Source organism: Comamonas sp. C11, assembly GCF_024496285.1.
In the GTDB taxonomy this organism is placed as follows: domain Bacteria; phylum Pseudomonadota; class Gammaproteobacteria; order Burkholderiales; family Burkholderiaceae_C; genus Comamonas; species Comamonas testosteroni_F.
The window spans coordinates 121,354-137,206 of sequence record NZ_CP101744.1; the positions used below are offsets into that span (position 1 = coordinate 121,354).

At 52.5% G+C, this 15,853-nt stretch carries 13 protein-coding genes and 3 pseudogenes; 10 read left to right on the top strand and 6 right to left on the bottom strand.

Translation table 11 applies throughout. The features are described 5' to 3' along the window. Positions 1-84: 84 nt before the first annotated feature. From NOX35_RS27240 to NOX35_RS27265, 6 genes are all read right to left on the bottom strand, one after another. Positions 85-699 carry a DUF6012 family protein gene (locus NOX35_RS27240; RefSeq protein ID WP_256497042.1) on the bottom strand — a complete coding sequence of 205 codons (615 nt, stop codon included), beginning with the start codon at positions 697-699 and terminating at the stop codon, positions 85-87. A gap of 24 nt (positions 700-723) precedes the next feature. Next, a complete protein-coding gene (locus NOX35_RS27245; RefSeq protein ID WP_256497043.1) occupies positions 724-966 on the bottom strand; it encodes a hypothetical protein in 243 nt (80 codons plus the stop codon). A gap of 20 nt (positions 967-986) precedes the next feature. Next, complete coding sequence (locus NOX35_RS27250; RefSeq protein WP_034394002.1) at positions 987-1,436, bottom strand: hypothetical protein; 450 nt, start codon at positions 1,434-1,436, stop codon at positions 987-989. A 443-nt stretch (positions 1,437-1,879) separates the two neighbouring features. Continuing rightward, the gene (locus tag NOX35_RS27255; RefSeq protein WP_148748271.1) at positions 1,880-4,117 is read right to left on the bottom strand and encodes a DNA topoisomerase 3; all 2,238 of its coding nucleotides are present in this window, start codon (positions 4,115-4,117) and stop codon (positions 1,880-1,882) included. A 3-nt stretch (positions 4,118-4,120) separates the two neighbouring features. Then, positions 4,121-4,459, bottom strand: coding sequence for a hypothetical protein (locus tag NOX35_RS27260; protein ID WP_034394005.1), 339 nt, complete (start codon positions 4,457-4,459; stop codon positions 4,121-4,123). Positions 4,460-4,468: 9 nt separating this feature from the next. Continuing rightward, entirely contained in the window at positions 4,469-5,107 is a 639-nt protein-coding gene (locus NOX35_RS27265) for a hypothetical protein (RefSeq protein WP_148748270.1), read from the bottom strand. A gap of 331 nt (positions 5,108-5,438) precedes the next feature. Here NOX35_RS27265 and mobH point away from each other — a divergent pair. From mobH to traV, 10 genes and pseudogenes are all read left to right on the top strand, one after another. Beyond that, positions 5,439-6,389, top strand: a pseudogene (mobH, locus tag NOX35_RS28865) (MobH family relaxase); the annotation flags it as partial. A gap of 1,247 nt (positions 6,390-7,636) precedes the next feature. Beyond that, positions 7,637-7,705 (top strand): annotated as a pseudogene (locus NOX35_RS28870) (hypothetical protein); the annotation flags it as partial. Positions 7,706-8,707: 1,002 nt separating this feature from the next. Continuing rightward, positions 8,708-10,576, top strand: a complete 1,869-nt coding sequence (gene traD, locus NOX35_RS27275) for a conjugative transfer system coupling protein TraD (protein ID WP_034367679.1) — start codon at positions 8,708-8,710, stop codon at positions 10,574-10,576. A gap of 6 nt (positions 10,577-10,582) precedes the next feature. After that, complete coding sequence (locus NOX35_RS27280; protein ID WP_131667130.1) at positions 10,583-11,185, top strand: hypothetical protein; 603 nt, start codon at positions 10,583-10,585, stop codon at positions 11,183-11,185. Continuing rightward, the gene (locus tag NOX35_RS27285; protein ID WP_034394014.1) at positions 11,142-11,771 is read left to right on the top strand and encodes a DUF4400 domain-containing protein; all 630 of its coding nucleotides are present in this window, start codon (positions 11,142-11,144) and stop codon (positions 11,769-11,771) included. The genes NOX35_RS27280 and NOX35_RS27285 overlap by 44 nt, the downstream gene beginning before the upstream one ends. A gap of 219 nt (positions 11,772-11,990) precedes the next feature. Beyond that, positions 11,991-12,272, top strand: a complete 282-nt coding sequence (traL, locus tag NOX35_RS27290) for a type IV conjugative transfer system protein TraL (RefSeq protein ID WP_034367684.1) — start codon at positions 11,991-11,993, stop codon at positions 12,270-12,272. Further along, positions 12,269-12,958 (top strand): TraE/TraK family type IV conjugative transfer system protein, encoded by a 690-nt coding sequence (locus NOX35_RS27295; RefSeq protein WP_046461891.1) that lies wholly within the window; start codon positions 12,269-12,271, stop codon positions 12,956-12,958. The genes traL and NOX35_RS27295 overlap by 4 nt, the downstream gene beginning before the upstream one ends. Further along, positions 12,942-13,949, top strand: a complete 1,008-nt coding sequence (locus tag NOX35_RS27300; RefSeq protein WP_182312556.1) for a type-F conjugative transfer system secretin TraK — start codon at positions 12,942-12,944, stop codon at positions 13,947-13,949. The genes NOX35_RS27295 and NOX35_RS27300 overlap by 17 nt, the downstream gene beginning before the upstream one ends. A 5-nt stretch (positions 13,950-13,954) precedes the next feature. Next, positions 13,955-15,295, top strand: a complete 1,341-nt coding sequence (locus NOX35_RS27305) for a TraB/VirB10 family protein (RefSeq protein WP_371878566.1) — start codon at positions 13,955-13,957, stop codon at positions 15,293-15,295. Positions 15,296-15,344: 49 nt separating this feature from the next. After that, a pseudogene (gene traV / locus NOX35_RS27310) lies at positions 15,345-15,851 on the top strand (type IV conjugative transfer system lipoprotein TraV); the annotation flags it as partial. Positions 15,852-15,853: the final 2 nt, after the last annotated feature.

Here is a 15,853-nt window from a genome sequence, read left to right on the forward strand (position 1 = left end):
CTCAGTAGCTGCCAATGACAAAGGCCTGCGCTCATCGGGAGCTGCAGGCCTTTTTTGCGCTTGACGGGTGCCCAAGCAACAAGCTTATGCAGGAGCAGTAAATGCCATTTCTGCAGTTGGATTTCTGCTGTACAGATCTGTCTGACTTCTGAATAAAACACGCTCACGTTCTACTGTGTGGAGATGGAAGATCTCAGAACGCTCTGTGATGCGGCCAGCCTCATCCAAACTATCCTGAATGTTCCCGTCCCGGTAGCGAGGCAACAACTCCATGCGCGGTTGAGCTGATGCTGGTGTCCAATTTTGTGCAGCTGATGGCCAACGGTTTCCAAATCCGCCAAGACTGGGAGACATTGAGTGCCATAGGACCATGCTCTCAGTTATCGCATCCATCTCTGAATCCAAGATCACGTACTGGACCTTATGGCTTACAACGCGCTCCGCGCCTACTGCCCAACGTGTGATGGTTGTGAGCTGGTTGATGCGAGTGGGAGACTCTATCAAGAGTCCATTGATGGCTTTTTGCCCGACCTTTCGGCAACAGACCAGGTAGTTCTTGTTGGGGTACGGACGCCTTGCCACCAGCTCATGTCCATTTCGAAGGAATATGCCGAGCGTCGGACATTCAAAATCGATCAACGAGCATTCGTCTTCAATTGAGCGGAAGGCGTACAAGCGTGGGATGAGATGAAGCAGCATTGAGAATTCAAATTTCCAAAAGAATCAGCGTTTGACGCCCGACACAAGAATTGCCTTTTCCACATTCAATGAAGCGATGGCGACTTTGAGCTTGATGATCTTGTTGGCCTGGAACTTGGCGATGAAGGTCAGCACCAGGGCAACAACCGACGAGACTCCGGCAAGCACCTGGGCGCGGGCACTTGACGCATCCGCGCTGTTTGTTGCGCCGTAAAAGGCGTCTGCGGCACATGCGAGCAGCAGTACTGACGCGATGAGAACTGTCATGTTGATGACTCGGTGGAAATTCATGTAGCGCTTTCGGCTGTGACGGAGATTGGTGCAAAGCCAGAATGCACAGAAAGGGCTGTAGCAGCTTTTTTTACATTCGGGCGGGGTAGTAGCGGGTGGGCTTTTTCAAGCACTCCAACGAGCGATTCGGCGCGCTCGCGCGCATCCGCAGGCAAGGCCTGGGCTATCGCATGCATAACGTCAAACAGAGCCAGCATTGCGGTGTAATCCTCAAGCATTGCGCGTGGTGATTTGCCGCACTGATGAAACACCGTGCCCGCTTCCGCGAAGAGAAAGGCATTCCCGATGCTCTCGTGCTCATCTGCAGCACCCTGGCTTCCAGTAATGGCCAGAACTCTGGCTTTGTTGTTCTTGGCATTCACGCCGATGATCGGCCGGTCATTGACCACATGTGTGCAGGCCTCGAAGTCATCATCTGTAGGCTTGAAACGTTGCAAATAGGTCATTCTTGGACAAGCTCCATATCGAGATCAGTCCCTTGGTCAGGGAGAGGAGCGCGCTGCCAGCTATTCCATTGATCGATAGCTGTGACCAGCATTGGCACACTGAGTCCTCCCCAGATGTCCTCAGCTCGAAAGGTGCTGGGCGGCTCTAGGCCACAGATGCAGCTCAACCAGACTGCGCAGAAATCCTCGCCTCCGCGCTCGGAGTGCAGGTTGAAGTGCGTTCGGTTGCCACATGCAGGACAGGGACAGATATCAACGCTGGATTTGAGAGCGACTGAACGTGCTGACATTAATTTCCTTCTTCGAGGTGAATGCAGTTTCTTCAATGGAGCTGAGGGCGGGGCCGTGAAGCTGGAGCTTCACAACAAGTTAAAGCGCATGGGAAAAATGCAAGTCCGCCTGGATCTGCGTGGTCGATATGTGAAAACTTGCCTAGAAGAGCCTTAGCTATTGAAGATCCTTAGCTTTCCCTTGGCACCAGGCTTGGGCTTGACGAAGGGCAGAATCCCTTTGCAGTTCGGATAGTCGCAGCACCCCCAGAAATTCTGAGCGCGCTTCCCGTCCTTAGGCTTACCTTTGCGCAGCTTGGTAGGACCGCCGCAGGTTGGACAGTCGGGTGCGTCTTCATCGCTGGCAAGCGGCTTTTGCGGCTTGCCGCGACTGTCGCTGCAGGTCTTCTTACATTCGGCGTTCTGACAACCCCAGAACATCCCGTTGGAACCTTTGAAGCGCATCATCTGGCCGCCACAGCCGAAAACGCATTCGTGCTTCTGGGGCATGGCGGCTTCAAAGGCTTTGGCCATCGGTCCGTCCGCTTGTGACAGGACTGGAGCAGCAGCCTTGAGCTGGTTGACCATCGAGCAGACCCAGTTTGTAATCTTGGCTTCAAACGCGGCCACAGGAATCGTCCCGTCCTCAATACGGTCCAAGTCTTGCTCCCACAAGGCGGTCATCGACGGCTGTTTGATTGCCGGTGGGAGGATGGCCATGAGCGCATGGGCCTTGTCCGTCGCGCGTATAGCGCGTTTCTTACGAACGAAAAATTTGCGCACCACTGCACCCTCAATCATTCCTGCGCGGGTGGCAGGGGTGCCAATGCCTGATTTCTCGTTGAGGACCTTCCGCAACTGCTCGTTGGTTTCGAAGCGCGCAATGTTCTCCATCGCGCCAAGCAATGCGGCTTCGGTGAAATAGGGCAGCGGGCGCGTCACTTTTTCGCCCAGCTCGGTCTTGGCCAGGATGCAGGCATCACCCGTAACCACTGCCGGAAGCGCAGCAGAACCGGTGCCTTCTTGTTCATCTGCAACTTCTTCGTCTGGGGGATCGATGTCGATGTCACTGCCGAAGGCCGATTTCCAGCCAGGGCTGGTTGTCACATTCCCAGTGGCCAGGAAAAGATGAGGGCCGCATTGGACTGTGATTTCCGAACGCAGGTACTCATGTGCAGGTAGAAACTGCGCCAGGTAGTAACGGCGCACGATGTCATAGATATTGCGCTCTTGTTCATTCAGGCTGTCGATTGAACCGGCTTGAAAGGTGGGAATGATGCCGTGGTGTGACGTAACCTTAGAGTCGTTGAACACACGGCATTTGCGCTCGGGATCGACCAGTTGCACAAGGCCTGCGATGCTTGGGTCAGTTTTGACCATGGCGCTTAGTACATCGGGCACATCTCCCTGCTGGTCCTGAGGCAGATACCGGCTGTCAGATCGCGGGTAGGTCAGTAGCTTGTGCTTTTCGTATAGTGCCTGTCCGATAGCCAGCACCTCATCGGCGGTGTAGCCCCAGCGCTTGTTCGCGTACTGCTGTAGCGATGTGAGATCGAACAGCAGGGGGGCAGTCTCCGACTCTGGCTTTTGTTCCGAGCGAACAATCTGAGCAGCAGCACCGTTGCATGCCTGTGCCGCGCCACGGGCAAAGTCCCCTTGATTGCATCTGCCGTTGGCATCCGCATGAGTCTGCGGAGGTTTCCAGCTGGCCTTGAAGCTCCCCTTGGTCGTGTTGACCTGGGCTTGAATGGTCCAGAAGGGGGTAGGTTGGAAGCTTGCGATGGCGCGCTCGCGTTCACACACCAGATTGACCGTTGCTGTGAGCACGCGACCAATGTTCAATATCTCGCGGAAGCCAATGGATCTTGCCAATGCGGTGTACAGGCGAGTCAGGTTCATCCCGACAAGGAAATCTGCGCGGCTTCGGGCCAATGCCGCATGAAAGAGCGGAAGGGTTTCACTGCCGTCTTTGACATTGGCCAGCGCCTTCTTAATGCTCTGGTTATCCAAAGCGGTAAGACACACCCGCTTTATTGGACCTTTGTAGTTGGCCTGGGCCAACAAGATTCTGCCAATGGCCTCACCTTCACGGTCGAAGTCCGTAGAGATGTATACGGTCGAAGCTTTCTGTATCAAACCCAACACGGTCTTTGTCTGCTTGGCCGTTTTTTCCTTCATTTTGTAGCCCCATGACGAAGGCACAAACGGAAGCAGGCTCAGGTCATTCCAGGACTCATAGCCTTCATATCGTGGGTCGTAGTCCTCTGGCATCAACTGCTCATACAGGTGGCCAAAGCCCCAGGTGACGGCGATGTCGCCGCCTGTGATGTAGCCATCGTTGTACTGGCGCACGCCCAGCACTCCTGCAAGGTCTTTGCCTTGGGCTGGCTTCTCGCAGATATACAGATCCATGATTCACGCTCGCCCGATGAGTTGAGAGCGCTCTTGCTCGTTGGCTGTGCTTGGGCGGTGCATTTCTTCCACCATGGCCAATGCTTCGGGGCATACGAAAATCATGCCTCGGCTGATGTTCGCTACGTGTCTGCGCAAGGCCAGCGCAACCATGTACTCAGGATGTCGTATCCCTAGCCAAAACGAATGAATGCTGACCTCGCCTAAGACGAAAGCAGCGCAAACATTGAATCTATGTTTGAGCTTGTGTTTCAAGGGGCGATTGCGCCAGACCTCGACTGGGTTGTGTCCGCAGAAGCGGTCGTGCAGTTGCAGATCGCGTGGATTGTTCTGGAAGTACATTGCAGCCTCTTAGAGCTTGCCCTTGCAGCTCTTGATGCTGGCTGGGCGAGTGGAGTTGCGAACAATGTCCTGCTGGGATTCTGAAATCGTTGTGCCAGAACAAAATGACTTCCAGGCGTCCTTGTAACCCTGATAGTTGTGGTTAGGCCGACTGCAACTGCTTATCGCATCGGCTGGAACTTCCCCCTTGGCTTGCGTGACGAACTTCCAATCTTGTTCGGTCATGCCCTGGCCAGCGTTGCAGTAGCGCTCCCAGCGGCGCATTTCATAAATGGCATAGCTGGTTTTGTTCGTGGTGGGGGCTGGCTTGGCTGCAGACTTGCTCAGGAGGGCGCGCATCTCGTCAATGCTTGGGCCGATGATCGCTGGTGTTGATTTCGGTGCAGGCTTTGGCGCGAGGGCCGGGGATTTGGCGGGTGTATAGCTTTGCGTCTGTGAGTCCTCATTGCTAAGCACATCGACAAAGCCTGGTTGGTGTAGAGCGGCTCCACCACGGCCAATATTGTCCCAGGCCACTGTCAAATGGCGGTGCGTGCGCTGGGGCTTGTCGTCTTCTTTGATGACAACAGGCTCCGGGGGCTTGGATTGAAAAGCCGCGCAGCCAGAAAGTACGCCTGCAGCAATAAGCAGTGATAGGTATGGACGCATAGCGCCTTGACTCCTTTGAAATCAGATAAAAAATTCTAGAAGTCAGTACCCAGATACCTTGATGCGCGATTTGCCCGTAATGGGCCACTCCGTAATCTTGTCTTGGAAGGCTTTTGGGGGAGCATCGGCGGATTGTTTTAAAGCACAGTCCATGCCTCCAGATTTGCTCGCTCCATTTTTGAAAACGCTCAAGGGGATATTTACGTCCTCTCGCGCGCCATCGAATGTGCATTCCAGTGGAAGCGGGCGGATCTTGGACATCGATGAAGAGGACATTCCAAGGTATCCCCCTTTCGCCAAAGGCATGCCCGTCGCGCCTGTGGATCGGGTCATGGCTACACAGGCTGAATTGGTAGAGCGCATTCGCATGGCGCTGGGCTTCAAAAAAGAAGACTTTCATCGCCTGGTTGTCCCAGTCATCGAGCGCTATGCGTCTTTTGTCCATCTGCTACCCGCATCAGAGGCACACCATCACCGTGGGGCCGGAGGGCTGTTTCGTCACGGCCTTGAAGTGGCGTTCTGGTCGGCGCAAGCCTCTGAGGGGGTTATCTTTTCGACCGAGGGCACACCGCGTGAGCGCCGCGACAACGAGCCAAGATGGAGGCTGGCCAGCTGCTTTTCTGGATTGCTGCATGACGTTGGCAAGCCGTTGTCCGATGTGTCGATCACCGACCGCAACGGAAAGATCGTCTGGAACCCCTATGGGGACTCGCTCTATGAGTGGGCACGCAAGAACAACGTGGACCGTTATTTCATTCGCTGGCGCGACAAAAGGCATAAGCGTCATGAGTCGTTCTCGTTGCTGACAGTAGATCGCATTCTTCCTGACCAGACACGCGGCTTCCTGAGCGAAAGCGGCCCCAAGATCATGGAGGCGATGCTTGAGGCCATCTCAGGTACTGGGGTTAATCAGCCTGTGACAAAGCTGATGCTGATGGCTGACCGGGAGAGTGTGGCCCGTGACCTGAAGCAGTCGCGCCTGAATGTCGATGAGTTCTCATATGGCGTGCCTGTCGAGCGATATGTGTTCGATGCAATACGCCGATTGGTAAAGCAGGGCACTTGGAAAGTGAACGAGCTGGGCGCGAAAGTTTGGCACTTGAAGCAGGGCGTATTCATCGTCTGGAAGCCCGCCCAGGACATCACGGATCTGGTTGAGAAGGACAAAATACCGGGCGTTCCGCGCGATGCCGACACCTTGGCCGATATCCTGGTTGAACGTGGTTTCGCTGTATCGAACATTGTTTCCGAAAACGGAAATATGGCCACATACCGCTACTGGGAGGTCATGCCCGATTTGGTGAAGGCCCAGGGGTTGGAGAAACCTCTCCTGATGCTTCGGCTGGAATCTCCTGATTTGGTTTTCACAACCGAGCCACCTCCAGCGGTCGAAGGGGTAGTTACAGGCGAAGCAGCGGCAGAAGAGGTCGCTCTCAACGTGCAACTGACAGATCTGAATGCTCCAGCCGTTGCACCAGGTAGCAGCACCGAAAATGACTGGAAGGATATGCGCTTTCCGCCAGATGAATCGGCGCAGTCGGCTGCGGCATCAACAGCACCAGCACCCGCACAAATACCGATTCAAACGGCAGGACAGACCGCAGCCCATACTTCATCATCTGCACCAGTTGCTCAAAGCACAGGAGCTAATGTAAGCGCGCAAGGTGCGCCTGCTGCTCAGCCGCCTTCTGAGTCGAACTCAAACATGCTGGCGCTGATATCCGGCTTGATTCAGTCGCCCTCGGTTGCTGGCGTAGATGAAGATGGAATCGGCGTCAGTGCTGAAGTGCTCAAGGCCGAGCAGGATGCCATGTCCGCCTTGGCCGGGATAGGCATGATGGGATTGGACATGTTTGCACCTGTCCCCTCCCCAGTGCCAGCAGCTGCAGCGCAACATAAGCCAGATCCGCTGCCAACGCCTCCAAACTCATCTGTAGCTGAATCACCTGCACCGCCAAAAACGGAACATGACCATGTGAGTTCGGTAGAAGTCTCTCCTATGCAGATGCTGGCGCAGGCAACAGGCTCAAAACCGGACGTGGATGCTCCTGCAACTGTAGGTCCTGCCAATGATTTTCTGGCAGTACTGACAGCAAATTATCCGAGCGCAACAGAGTCGCATACTCCATCTTCGATGCCTCAAAGTGCAGGGCAGGCGACGGGTAAGAGCGCTACAAAAATCAAAGCAAATAGGGCTGATAGACCAAAGCCTGAGGCTGCAAAGGGGGGACGACCAGCAGCTGCTCTAGGAACAGTGGAACAGTCGAAGGGCAGTGGCAAGGATGGAGTGCATAAGGCTGCAATGCCTCCATCTGCACCCCCCCCCGCTGCCGTCCATGCAGCAGCTCGACCTCCTGCGGTGGAAAGTGCTACCGCGCCCGACTCAATGCCAGAGGCATCGCACGTCTTGCCTCCCCCATCTGAATACAACCCTCTCCAAGAGCTGATTGATCTCAATATCGGTTTGGGATTTGACCCTTTGCCTGAGCATATGCGTCTGGCCAACGATGTGGTCGAGCCTGTCCTCTCAGAGGAACCCATATGCACGCAGTCGGAGCCAGGAGCTGGCCCTGTCGATCTCTCAGGAGGCTTGGCTGATGTACTGGCTCAATACGGATCTCAAGTGCAGGCATTGATCATGGCTGCCGTGATGCCGGTATTGCTGCGCGATATGACCCTTGGGGAAGTTTTGTTCATGCATGGTCAGCAGGCGGCGATCTATTACCCAGAGGGAGCAAGGAAGATTGGTGGCGAAGCCTCTGAGGTAATCAAGATACTGGCCCAGCAACACGCAATTTCCATCAATCCAGCAACTCCAGGCCGCTATGTCTGGGACTTTGACGGCTACATGGGCATTGTGCTTTGCGAGCCTATATCTGAAGCGATACGGGTGGCGCTCGCTCAAGCAGGAGAGCAGGAAGAAGCTGGAATCTGTCAGCTGGCAATGATGGCTCCAGTGCAATTCATTGAGGTCACACCGAGCGAACCTACTCCAATGGACAAGCTGCGTGGAGCTGCATTGGCGGAAGCAGTCTTGAACACGGGCTTCAAGATGCCTGTTCGCCAGAAGCGCACCAAGACAGCCTTGCGTGATGTCAAGCCCAAAGGCCGAGGGGCAGATCCAGGCCTGGGCATCGCAGAGGCTGCAGCTCCGCGTCAATCTCCACTATTTATCCCGGCCCATGAAAAGCGTACTGAAAGTCAGCCGCCAGTAGCCCTGGCCATTGAACACGAGATTTCCAAGGTGTCATCCAGCCCAGCTGCTGGAGCGGAAGAGCGGGCCGATTCACAAGCTCGTCCAAAGGGCAAGAAGGACAAGCAGAACGCGGCGAAGCCCGATACAGGCGAAGTGATAGAGGTGCGCGTCGATCCCATCGAGCGCGCATTCCAACGGTTGATCGAAATGATTAAGGCGGGCAATGGACCGTGGCTTGCATCGGCGCCTATTCGTGAGGGAGAAAAGCTTTTGGTGGACAAGCGCACCCTTCAGCTGATGACCAACGACTTGATAGGCGTGGAGTTGATGACGGTGCACTTCAAGATGAGCAGCTTTGGCTTCAAGGTCCGCGAAAACCAATTAATTTATTCGGAGAAATAGAGATGGCAATTGAATACGATGCTTTGGCCTATGAGATGCCCTGGCGGCCAAACTATGAAAAGCGCGCGGTCATGGGGTGGGGGCTGGCCACCTTTGGAGCAATGTGTGTGCAGCAGGTCACAGAGATGCCCCCGCAGCCTTTCTACTGGATGGCTGGTATAGGTGCGACTATGGCCATGGCCAGACTTCCGAAGGCCTACAAGCTTCACAAGCTGCAAGAGCACCTTAAGGGCAGACCACTGGAATTCATCAAGATTTCAGAGGTGCAAAAGATGATCAGCAAACACAAGGATGAGCTGTGGCTCGGCAAAGGCTTCATCTGGGAAAACCGCCACGCACAGCGCGTTTTTGAGATCCTGCGCAGAGACTGGTCTTCCATCACCAACCAGAAGTCATTGCTCGAAACGCTGCTGCTGAGGCTGAACCTCAAAGCTTCCAAAGAACTGGAGATGGGTCAGCCCTGGATTCATGGGGTGGAACCGAATGAGGTGGATCTGTATCAGCCTTTGAAGCATGTAGAAGGGCACTCACTTTGGGTCGGGACAACGGGTAGTGGCAAAACGCGCGCATTCGATGTGAATATTGCCCAGGCCATCATGCGCAATGAGGTGGTCATCATCATTGATCCCAAGGGCGATAAGGAGATGCGCGACAACGCGCGGCGTACTTGTGAAGCAATGGGCACCCCGGAGCGCTTCATACAGTTCCATCCTGCCTTCCCGGAAGAGTCCGTGCGAATAGACCCGCTTCGCAATTTCACACGCGGGACAGAGATTGCTTCCCGTCTGGCGGCGCTCATCCCGAGCGAAGCTGGCGCTGATCCCTTCAAGTCGTTCGGCTGGCAGGCCTTGAACAATATCGTTCAAGGCCTGCTGATCTGCCACGAGCGTCCCAACTTGATCAAGCTGCGTCGCTACCTTGAAGGCGGGGCTGAAGGCCTGGTTGTAAAGGCTGTTAAGACCTATTCTGAGAAGGTTGACCCACATTGGGAAGAGAAGGCCGCACCATACTTGGAAAAGGTCAAGAACGCCAGTCTCGACAAACAGGCTGTGGCTCTGATGAAGTTCTATCTGGCGGAAATACAGCCTACTTTCCCAAGCTCCGAGCTGGAGGGGCTGCTGAACATGTATCAGCATGACGCCACCCACTTCGGCAAGATGGTGTCGAACCTCTTGCCCATCATGAACATGCTGACTTCCGGTGATATCGGGGCACTGCTCTCGCCAGATCCAAACGACCTGAGCGACGAGAGGCCCATCACTGATAACGCGAAGATCATCAACAACGGCATGGTTGCCTACATCGGCCTGGACTCGCTCACAGACAGCATGGTTGGCAGTGCAATCGGATCAATTTACTTGTCGGACCTGACAGCGGTGGCGGGTGATCGCTACAACTACGGCGTCGATAACCGGCCAGTCAATATTTTTATCGATGAAGCTGCTGAAGTCCTCAATGATCCAACTATTCAGCTGCTCAACAAAGGGCGGGGAGCAAAGATGCGATTGTTTGTTGCGACACAAACGATTGCAGATTTCACAACACGCTTGGGCAGTCAAGAGAAGGCGCTACAAGTTCTAGGTAATATCAACAATATTTTTGCTCTTCGCGTCACAGACACTGAGTCGCAAAAGTACATAGCGGAAAATTTACCTATGACGCGCGTGAAGTACGTCATGCGCAACCAAGGACACAACACAGACGGCGATCAACCAATCATGCATGGTGGCAACCAGGGGGAGCGCCTGATGGAGGAAGAAGCAGAGCTTTTTCCGTCTCAGCTGCTAGGGATGCTGCCGAACCTGGAGTTCATAGGGAAGATTTCAGGCGGGCGTGTGGTAAAGGGGAGGTTGCCGATATTGACTTCATAAGAGGATATGAAAAAAAACAATTCTGAAAAGTATCGGAACTATGAGGTCATTTCAATGATTGACACGACTTTGCCTTTTACTATGGTTGAAAAAATCAAGGCAAATAGTAAGAAAAGTAATGAATTACTAAGTGTTTTGCAGTTTGATTGGCCTGATGTTGAATTGGTACTTCAGAAGTTAACAAGGTATGTAACTGCAGGAATCCAAGCCGATAAGAAACCTGTAATACAGACTATTATTGAAGAAGCTTTGGAGCAGTACGCGGTTCTCTTGATTGAAAACAACGGGAAAAAAATACTAGATCCAATACGCCTTGGAATGTTTCTTAAGTGTTTGATTGATGAAACAGTACTGGCGCTTCGAGTGAAAGTCTGTTCAAGCAATGGAAGCTCTTGGGATGTCTCTCAAGGAATTCCATTTGCTGACTGGGTAATGGTAAATAAGCCAAGGATAACGATTCATGAGAGCAGTGACTTTACTTTGGATGATGATTTAATTAGTAGAAGGTATGTCTATGATTACATCACCAATGAAAGAATCAAAAAAGTATTGCGGAGAGTAAATTATGAACAAACCGTGGTTTGTGGTGGTGATTCTGCTTCTCCTTGAAGCAACAGTAATTTTGCTTTTAATTCCGGGTGATTGGACAAAAAAGCAAATACATATTGAACAGAAATATGTAGAGCAAACACTAGGCGAGGACACTAGAGAGTGGGTGAAGAAGAGAGCAAATGGCTGGTATAACTACGCAATACTCGATTCCGGGTTTTATGAGGGTGCGCTGAATACGCTTATTCCTACTGAAACTGAGAAAAAACGCTCTCGTGGAATGGAGAAGATGGGGCAGGATTGGTTCGCCTGGGTTGAAGGGCGACTGAATGCATTCATGAATGCCGCATACCAGTTCTTTTCACGACTTGCACTTCTCATGGCCTGGTTGCCTTACATGTTGATCTTGTTCATTCCGGCGAGCTACGATGGGTTGATGACCTGGAAAATCAAACGGACCAACTTTGACTACTCAAGCCCAGTCATGCATCGATATGCAGTTCGCGGAGCGAGCTACTTGGTGTTCGGTCTGCTAGCAGCGTTTATGGCTCCCATCGCGTTGAACCCGATCATCATCCCTGTGGCGCTGATGGGCACTATCGTCTTGATAGGTCTGGCCATGGGTAACGTCCAGAAGCGAATTTGATAGCAACAGCATCCAACCGCGCATAAGAAGGGCATCCATTTGGGGTGCCCTTCTTTTTTGGCTGAGGCAAGGAAAGACTTTTTCGCATGCGAAAAAGATAGATTGCCAGCCGATGCTTCTTACAGCGCCCGATAGTGCTGGAGTTGCCCTCTATGGGCGTTTGGTCATGCACGTTTTTCCTTTGAACTCTGAAGAATTCGAGTCAAGGAGAAAGTTCGCATGAAGTTGATTGAAATCCCTCGTCGTATCGATGAGCCGCCACATCTGATGCTCTGGAGCGCCGATGAATTAGCTCCCATGCTGCTAGGGCTTGTTGTGGGTGTTGTGGTCGGCAAAGCTCTGCTTTGCGTGCTGGCCGGGATGCTTGTCACAAACCTCTACCGTCGATTCAAGGACAGCAATCCTGATGGCTATTTGTTGCACATGCTCTATTGGACTGGTGCAGCCTTCTCCAAAGGACGCTCGATGGTCAACCCATTCATCAGGACGTTCGTGGCATGAACATCAATAATTACCTGAAGAAGTATGCGTGGATGCAGACGGAGATCCATTGGGGTCGAGTTTTTATGGGGGGTCTTATTGCGATCAATGCTTTATTGGTCGTAAAAGTCCTCACCAAAGAAACCATTGTTGAAATCGTCCCATTCACATTAACTGAAGACGCTTGGCTGGGTGAGAAATCTGCATCACGATCATATAAAGAGTCTTGGGCATTGGCGTTTGCACAGTTGTTCGGCAACGTAACACCCGCAACAGTGGACTTTGTTAAGACACGGACAACACCATTTTTCGCTCCAAAAATTTACTCTCAAATCATTGAAATTCTTGAGGTGCAGTCTCGGCAAATCAAAGATGACCGAGTTTCACTCCGTTTTGAACCGCGTCATGTTGAATATGAAATGGGAACGGATAAGGTGTTTGTTTATGGGTATTCGTTTGCCAAGGGCGCAAGCTCTAAAGAGTCGCGTACTGACAGAACATATGAATTCCGCATAAAGATTGCCAAGTACGCACCTCAAATTGACTACATCGATACATACGCCGGTCGTCCGCGCACAAAAACCATTGAAGCGAATCTGAAGCGCAAAGAAGAACAAAGAGAGATGCGCGAGGAAAAAGAGAAAAGAATCCAGGAGCAGAACGAAGATGATATGCAAAGAAATTCGAGTGATGAAAGCGAATTCTAAATACCTGCTGGCCGTGAGCCTTGCAATTGCTGGTCATGTGCATGCACAAGATAAAACACCGACCATGGATGATATCCCTGTGGTGCCTGCTGGAGTCATGCGTGAGAACGTTCCGGCTCCGATAGGAAGTCGATCTGCTGTGGTTAACAATCAGAAGGCCAGGGGCCAAGGTGCTGAAGCAGGTGTGGACTCTGGAAATTTCTCAGGGAATATCAACAGTAGTTCACATATAACGATGAAGCCAGGGGTGAACCAGATCATTCCAATTGCTATTGGGCATCCAAATCGTATTGTGACTCCATTTAGTACACCCGATATCACCTCTACGACTCTTAGTTCCGGTGGTGGAGGGGGTGAGAAAGATAAATGCGGTGAAGTCTGTATTAAGGACAACGTAATTTATATCGCCACTCTTAAAGAAAGCCCTGTGACGATGTTCATCACCGAGAAGGGGAGTGAATCGCAAGCACTAAGTTTGACGATGATTCCACGCAAAATTCCACCGCGCGAAGTATTCGTTAAGCTTGATGGCTCATTTGCTGGTGGTATGGGTGGGGTCCGGGCTAGTGCAAATGCCAAAGCTGAGGCTTGGGAAACTAGCCAGCCTTACATCGAAACTATCAGAACGCTGTTCAGAAAACTCGCGCTGAATGAAATCCCTCAAGGGTTCACGATGACAGCGACACCGCGCGAACTCGCAGCAAAGGCACCTAAGTGTTCTATCCCTGGGCTGTCGGTTGATTTCGCAGCAGGCCAGTACATGGCTGGCCATAACCTGAATGTTTATGTCGGCGTAGCGCGTAACGACAGCCAGGATCTGGTTGAGTTTCGTGAATCTCAGTGTGCAAACTGGAATACAGCAGCCATCACCAGCTGGCCACTGAAGGTGCTGGAGCCAGGACAGCGCACAGAGGTCTATGTGGCAGTGAAGCAAGGGCATGCTCCTAGCTCGATGTCTCAGCGTCCATCCCTGATAGGAGGCCGGAATTGAATTTGATGCAGCAATGGGGGCAGCTGACCCCCAAGGTCAAACGGCTGGTTGCGGTATCTGCAATCGGTGTAGTCATCCTTGGTGCTATGGCACTGACCACCTCGCCACCAGAAGAGAAAAAACAACGAGGACGCCATGAATCCATCAAGAGCATCCTGACTGATAAGAACACGCGGGACGTTGGCATCGACTCAATTTCTGGCTCCCTGAAAGCGCTGGAAAATAGGATGAAGGGAGTTGAGCGCGAGCAAGAGCGCATAAAGAAAGAGGGAGTAAATCAAAAGCCTGACTCAACCTCGGAAGAAAATACGGCTGAGAGCGCTCGCATGAGGGCTGATATTGACCGTTTGATTGATATGGTCGAGGCGAAAAATCCTGCCCCTCCCAAAGGTGATGAAGCTGGAAAGGGGGCTGAAGCTGGAGGGAGCAAGCCTGGTGGGGAACCAGCTGTGGTGCAGCAAAGCTATATTGATCAGAAAGTGGACTTCAACGACCCTGCCTCGGTATTCAAATCCGCACCTCTTCCCCACACCAAGAAAATTCGTCAACACGATCATCCAGGAGGAACAGACACTGGTGAAAGTGACGACAAGCAGGTTGCAGGTCTGAGTGCAGAGCAGCAAGAAATGCGGATCGTAAGTATTTCTCAAGCAGAAGAAAAGTCGAAGTCGAAACCCAAAGAGGACGAGTCGCAAACCATGTCGTATTTGCCAGCAGGTTCCATTATTACTGGAACGCTGATAAATGGTATGGATGCTCCTACTGGTCAAGGTGCGCGCAAAGATCCATTCCCATCAACTCTACGCATTCAGAAAGAGGCAATTCTGCCTAACAAGTTTCGCGCCGATGTCAGAGAGTGCTTCATGATTCTCTCTGGGTATGGGGACCTAAGCTCAGAGCGTGCGTATTTACGCGGTGAGACATTCTCTTGTATCAGGGAGGATGGTGGAGTTATTGAAGCTCGGCTTGACTCGTATGCGGTTGGCGAAGATGGAAAAGCTGGTGTAAGAGGTCGATTGGTTTCAAAACAAGGACAGATGGTCGCTAAAAGCCTGATTGCTGGTTTCTTAGGCGGAGCATCAAAAGCAATGGACGTTAATGTAGTCCCAACCATCAACACGACTGGCTCAAATCGAACCGAATTCCAGTCTCCATTGTCTTCCGATCTTTTCCAAGGCGCGGCAGTTAAGGGGGCATCGAGCGCATTAGATCGAATTGCCAAGTTCTATATCGAAATGGCGGAAGGTATTTTCCCAGTCATTGAGATCGATGCTGGGCGTCAATTGGATGTGATTGTGACGCGCGGCGCGCGACTGCAGATCCGCAACCTGAAGCGCAAGCGCTAGAACAAAACATGAATTGTCCGAAACGGGCAATTTGGAGGTGAAGCAAAAAATGAAGTTGTCCTTACGATCCGTTCAACGTGTGATTCTTCCCGCTGTAGCAGTGCTGCTCAGTGGCTGCTCGATGATGAATATCGGGGCAGAGGATTACGGATGTCCAGGCCTTCCGAACGGCGTGCAATGCATGTCAGCTCGGGATGTCTATGTCGCTACCAACAATGGGCAAGTTCCTGCCCCAATGGTCAGGGGAAGGGAGGCTGAGCAGCATGAAGCTGAGATGGTCCACAAGACCGGCGTAGGTAAATCCAATGAATCGGGCGTTAAGCAGGCGAGTCCAAACGATGTGGTTGATAACTATGTGGCCCCAAGGTTGCCTGATCGCCCGGTCCCAATCCGAACACCAGCTCAAGTCATGCGGATTTGGGTTGCTCCATGGGAGGACAGCAATGGAGATCTGAACACTACTGGATACATATACACAGAAATTGAACCCAGGCGCTGGGTGGTCGGTGAACCGATGACGGCCTCCGATCCAGTGCTCAGGCCACTTCAATCACTGGA

Excerpts from the sequence above, each read along its gene's own strand:
- NOX35_RS27240 (WP_256497042.1), bottom strand. The coding sequence starts at position 699 with ATGCTGCTTCATCTCATCCCACGCTTGTACGCCTTCCGCTCAATTGAA.
- NOX35_RS27245 (WP_256497043.1), bottom strand. The coding sequence starts at position 966 with ATGACAGTTCTCATCGCGTCAGTACTGCTGCTCGCATGTGCCGCAGAC.
- NOX35_RS27250 (WP_034394002.1), bottom strand. The coding sequence starts at position 1,436 with ATGACCTATTTGCAACGTTTCAAGCCTACAGATGATGACTTCGAGGCC.
- NOX35_RS27255 (WP_148748271.1), bottom strand. The coding sequence starts at position 4,117 with ATGGATCTGTATATCTGCGAGAAGCCAGCCCAAGGCAAAGACCTTGCA.
- NOX35_RS27260 (WP_034394005.1), bottom strand. The coding sequence starts at position 4,459 with ATGTACTTCCAGAACAATCCACGCGATCTGCAACTGCACGACCGCTTC.
- NOX35_RS27265 (WP_148748270.1), bottom strand. The coding sequence starts at position 5,107 with ATGCGTCCATACCTATCACTGCTTATTGCTGCAGGCGTACTTTCTGGC.
- traD (WP_034367679.1), top strand. The coding sequence starts at position 8,708 with ATGGCAATTGAATACGATGCTTTGGCCTATGAGATGCCCTGGCGGCCA.
- NOX35_RS27280 (WP_131667130.1), top strand. The coding sequence starts at position 10,583 with ATGAAAAAAAACAATTCTGAAAAGTATCGGAACTATGAGGTCATTTCA.
- NOX35_RS27285 (WP_034394014.1), top strand. The coding sequence starts at position 11,142 with ATGAACAAACCGTGGTTTGTGGTGGTGATTCTGCTTCTCCTTGAAGCA.
- traL (WP_034367684.1), top strand. The coding sequence starts at position 11,991 with ATGAAGTTGATTGAAATCCCTCGTCGTATCGATGAGCCGCCACATCTG.
- NOX35_RS27295 (WP_046461891.1), top strand. The coding sequence starts at position 12,269 with ATGAACATCAATAATTACCTGAAGAAGTATGCGTGGATGCAGACGGAG.
- NOX35_RS27300 (WP_182312556.1), top strand. The coding sequence starts at position 12,942 with ATGAAAGCGAATTCTAAATACCTGCTGGCCGTGAGCCTTGCAATTGCT.
- NOX35_RS27305 (WP_371878566.1), top strand. The coding sequence starts at position 13,955 with ATGCAGCAATGGGGGCAGCTGACCCCCAAGGTCAAACGGCTGGTTGCG.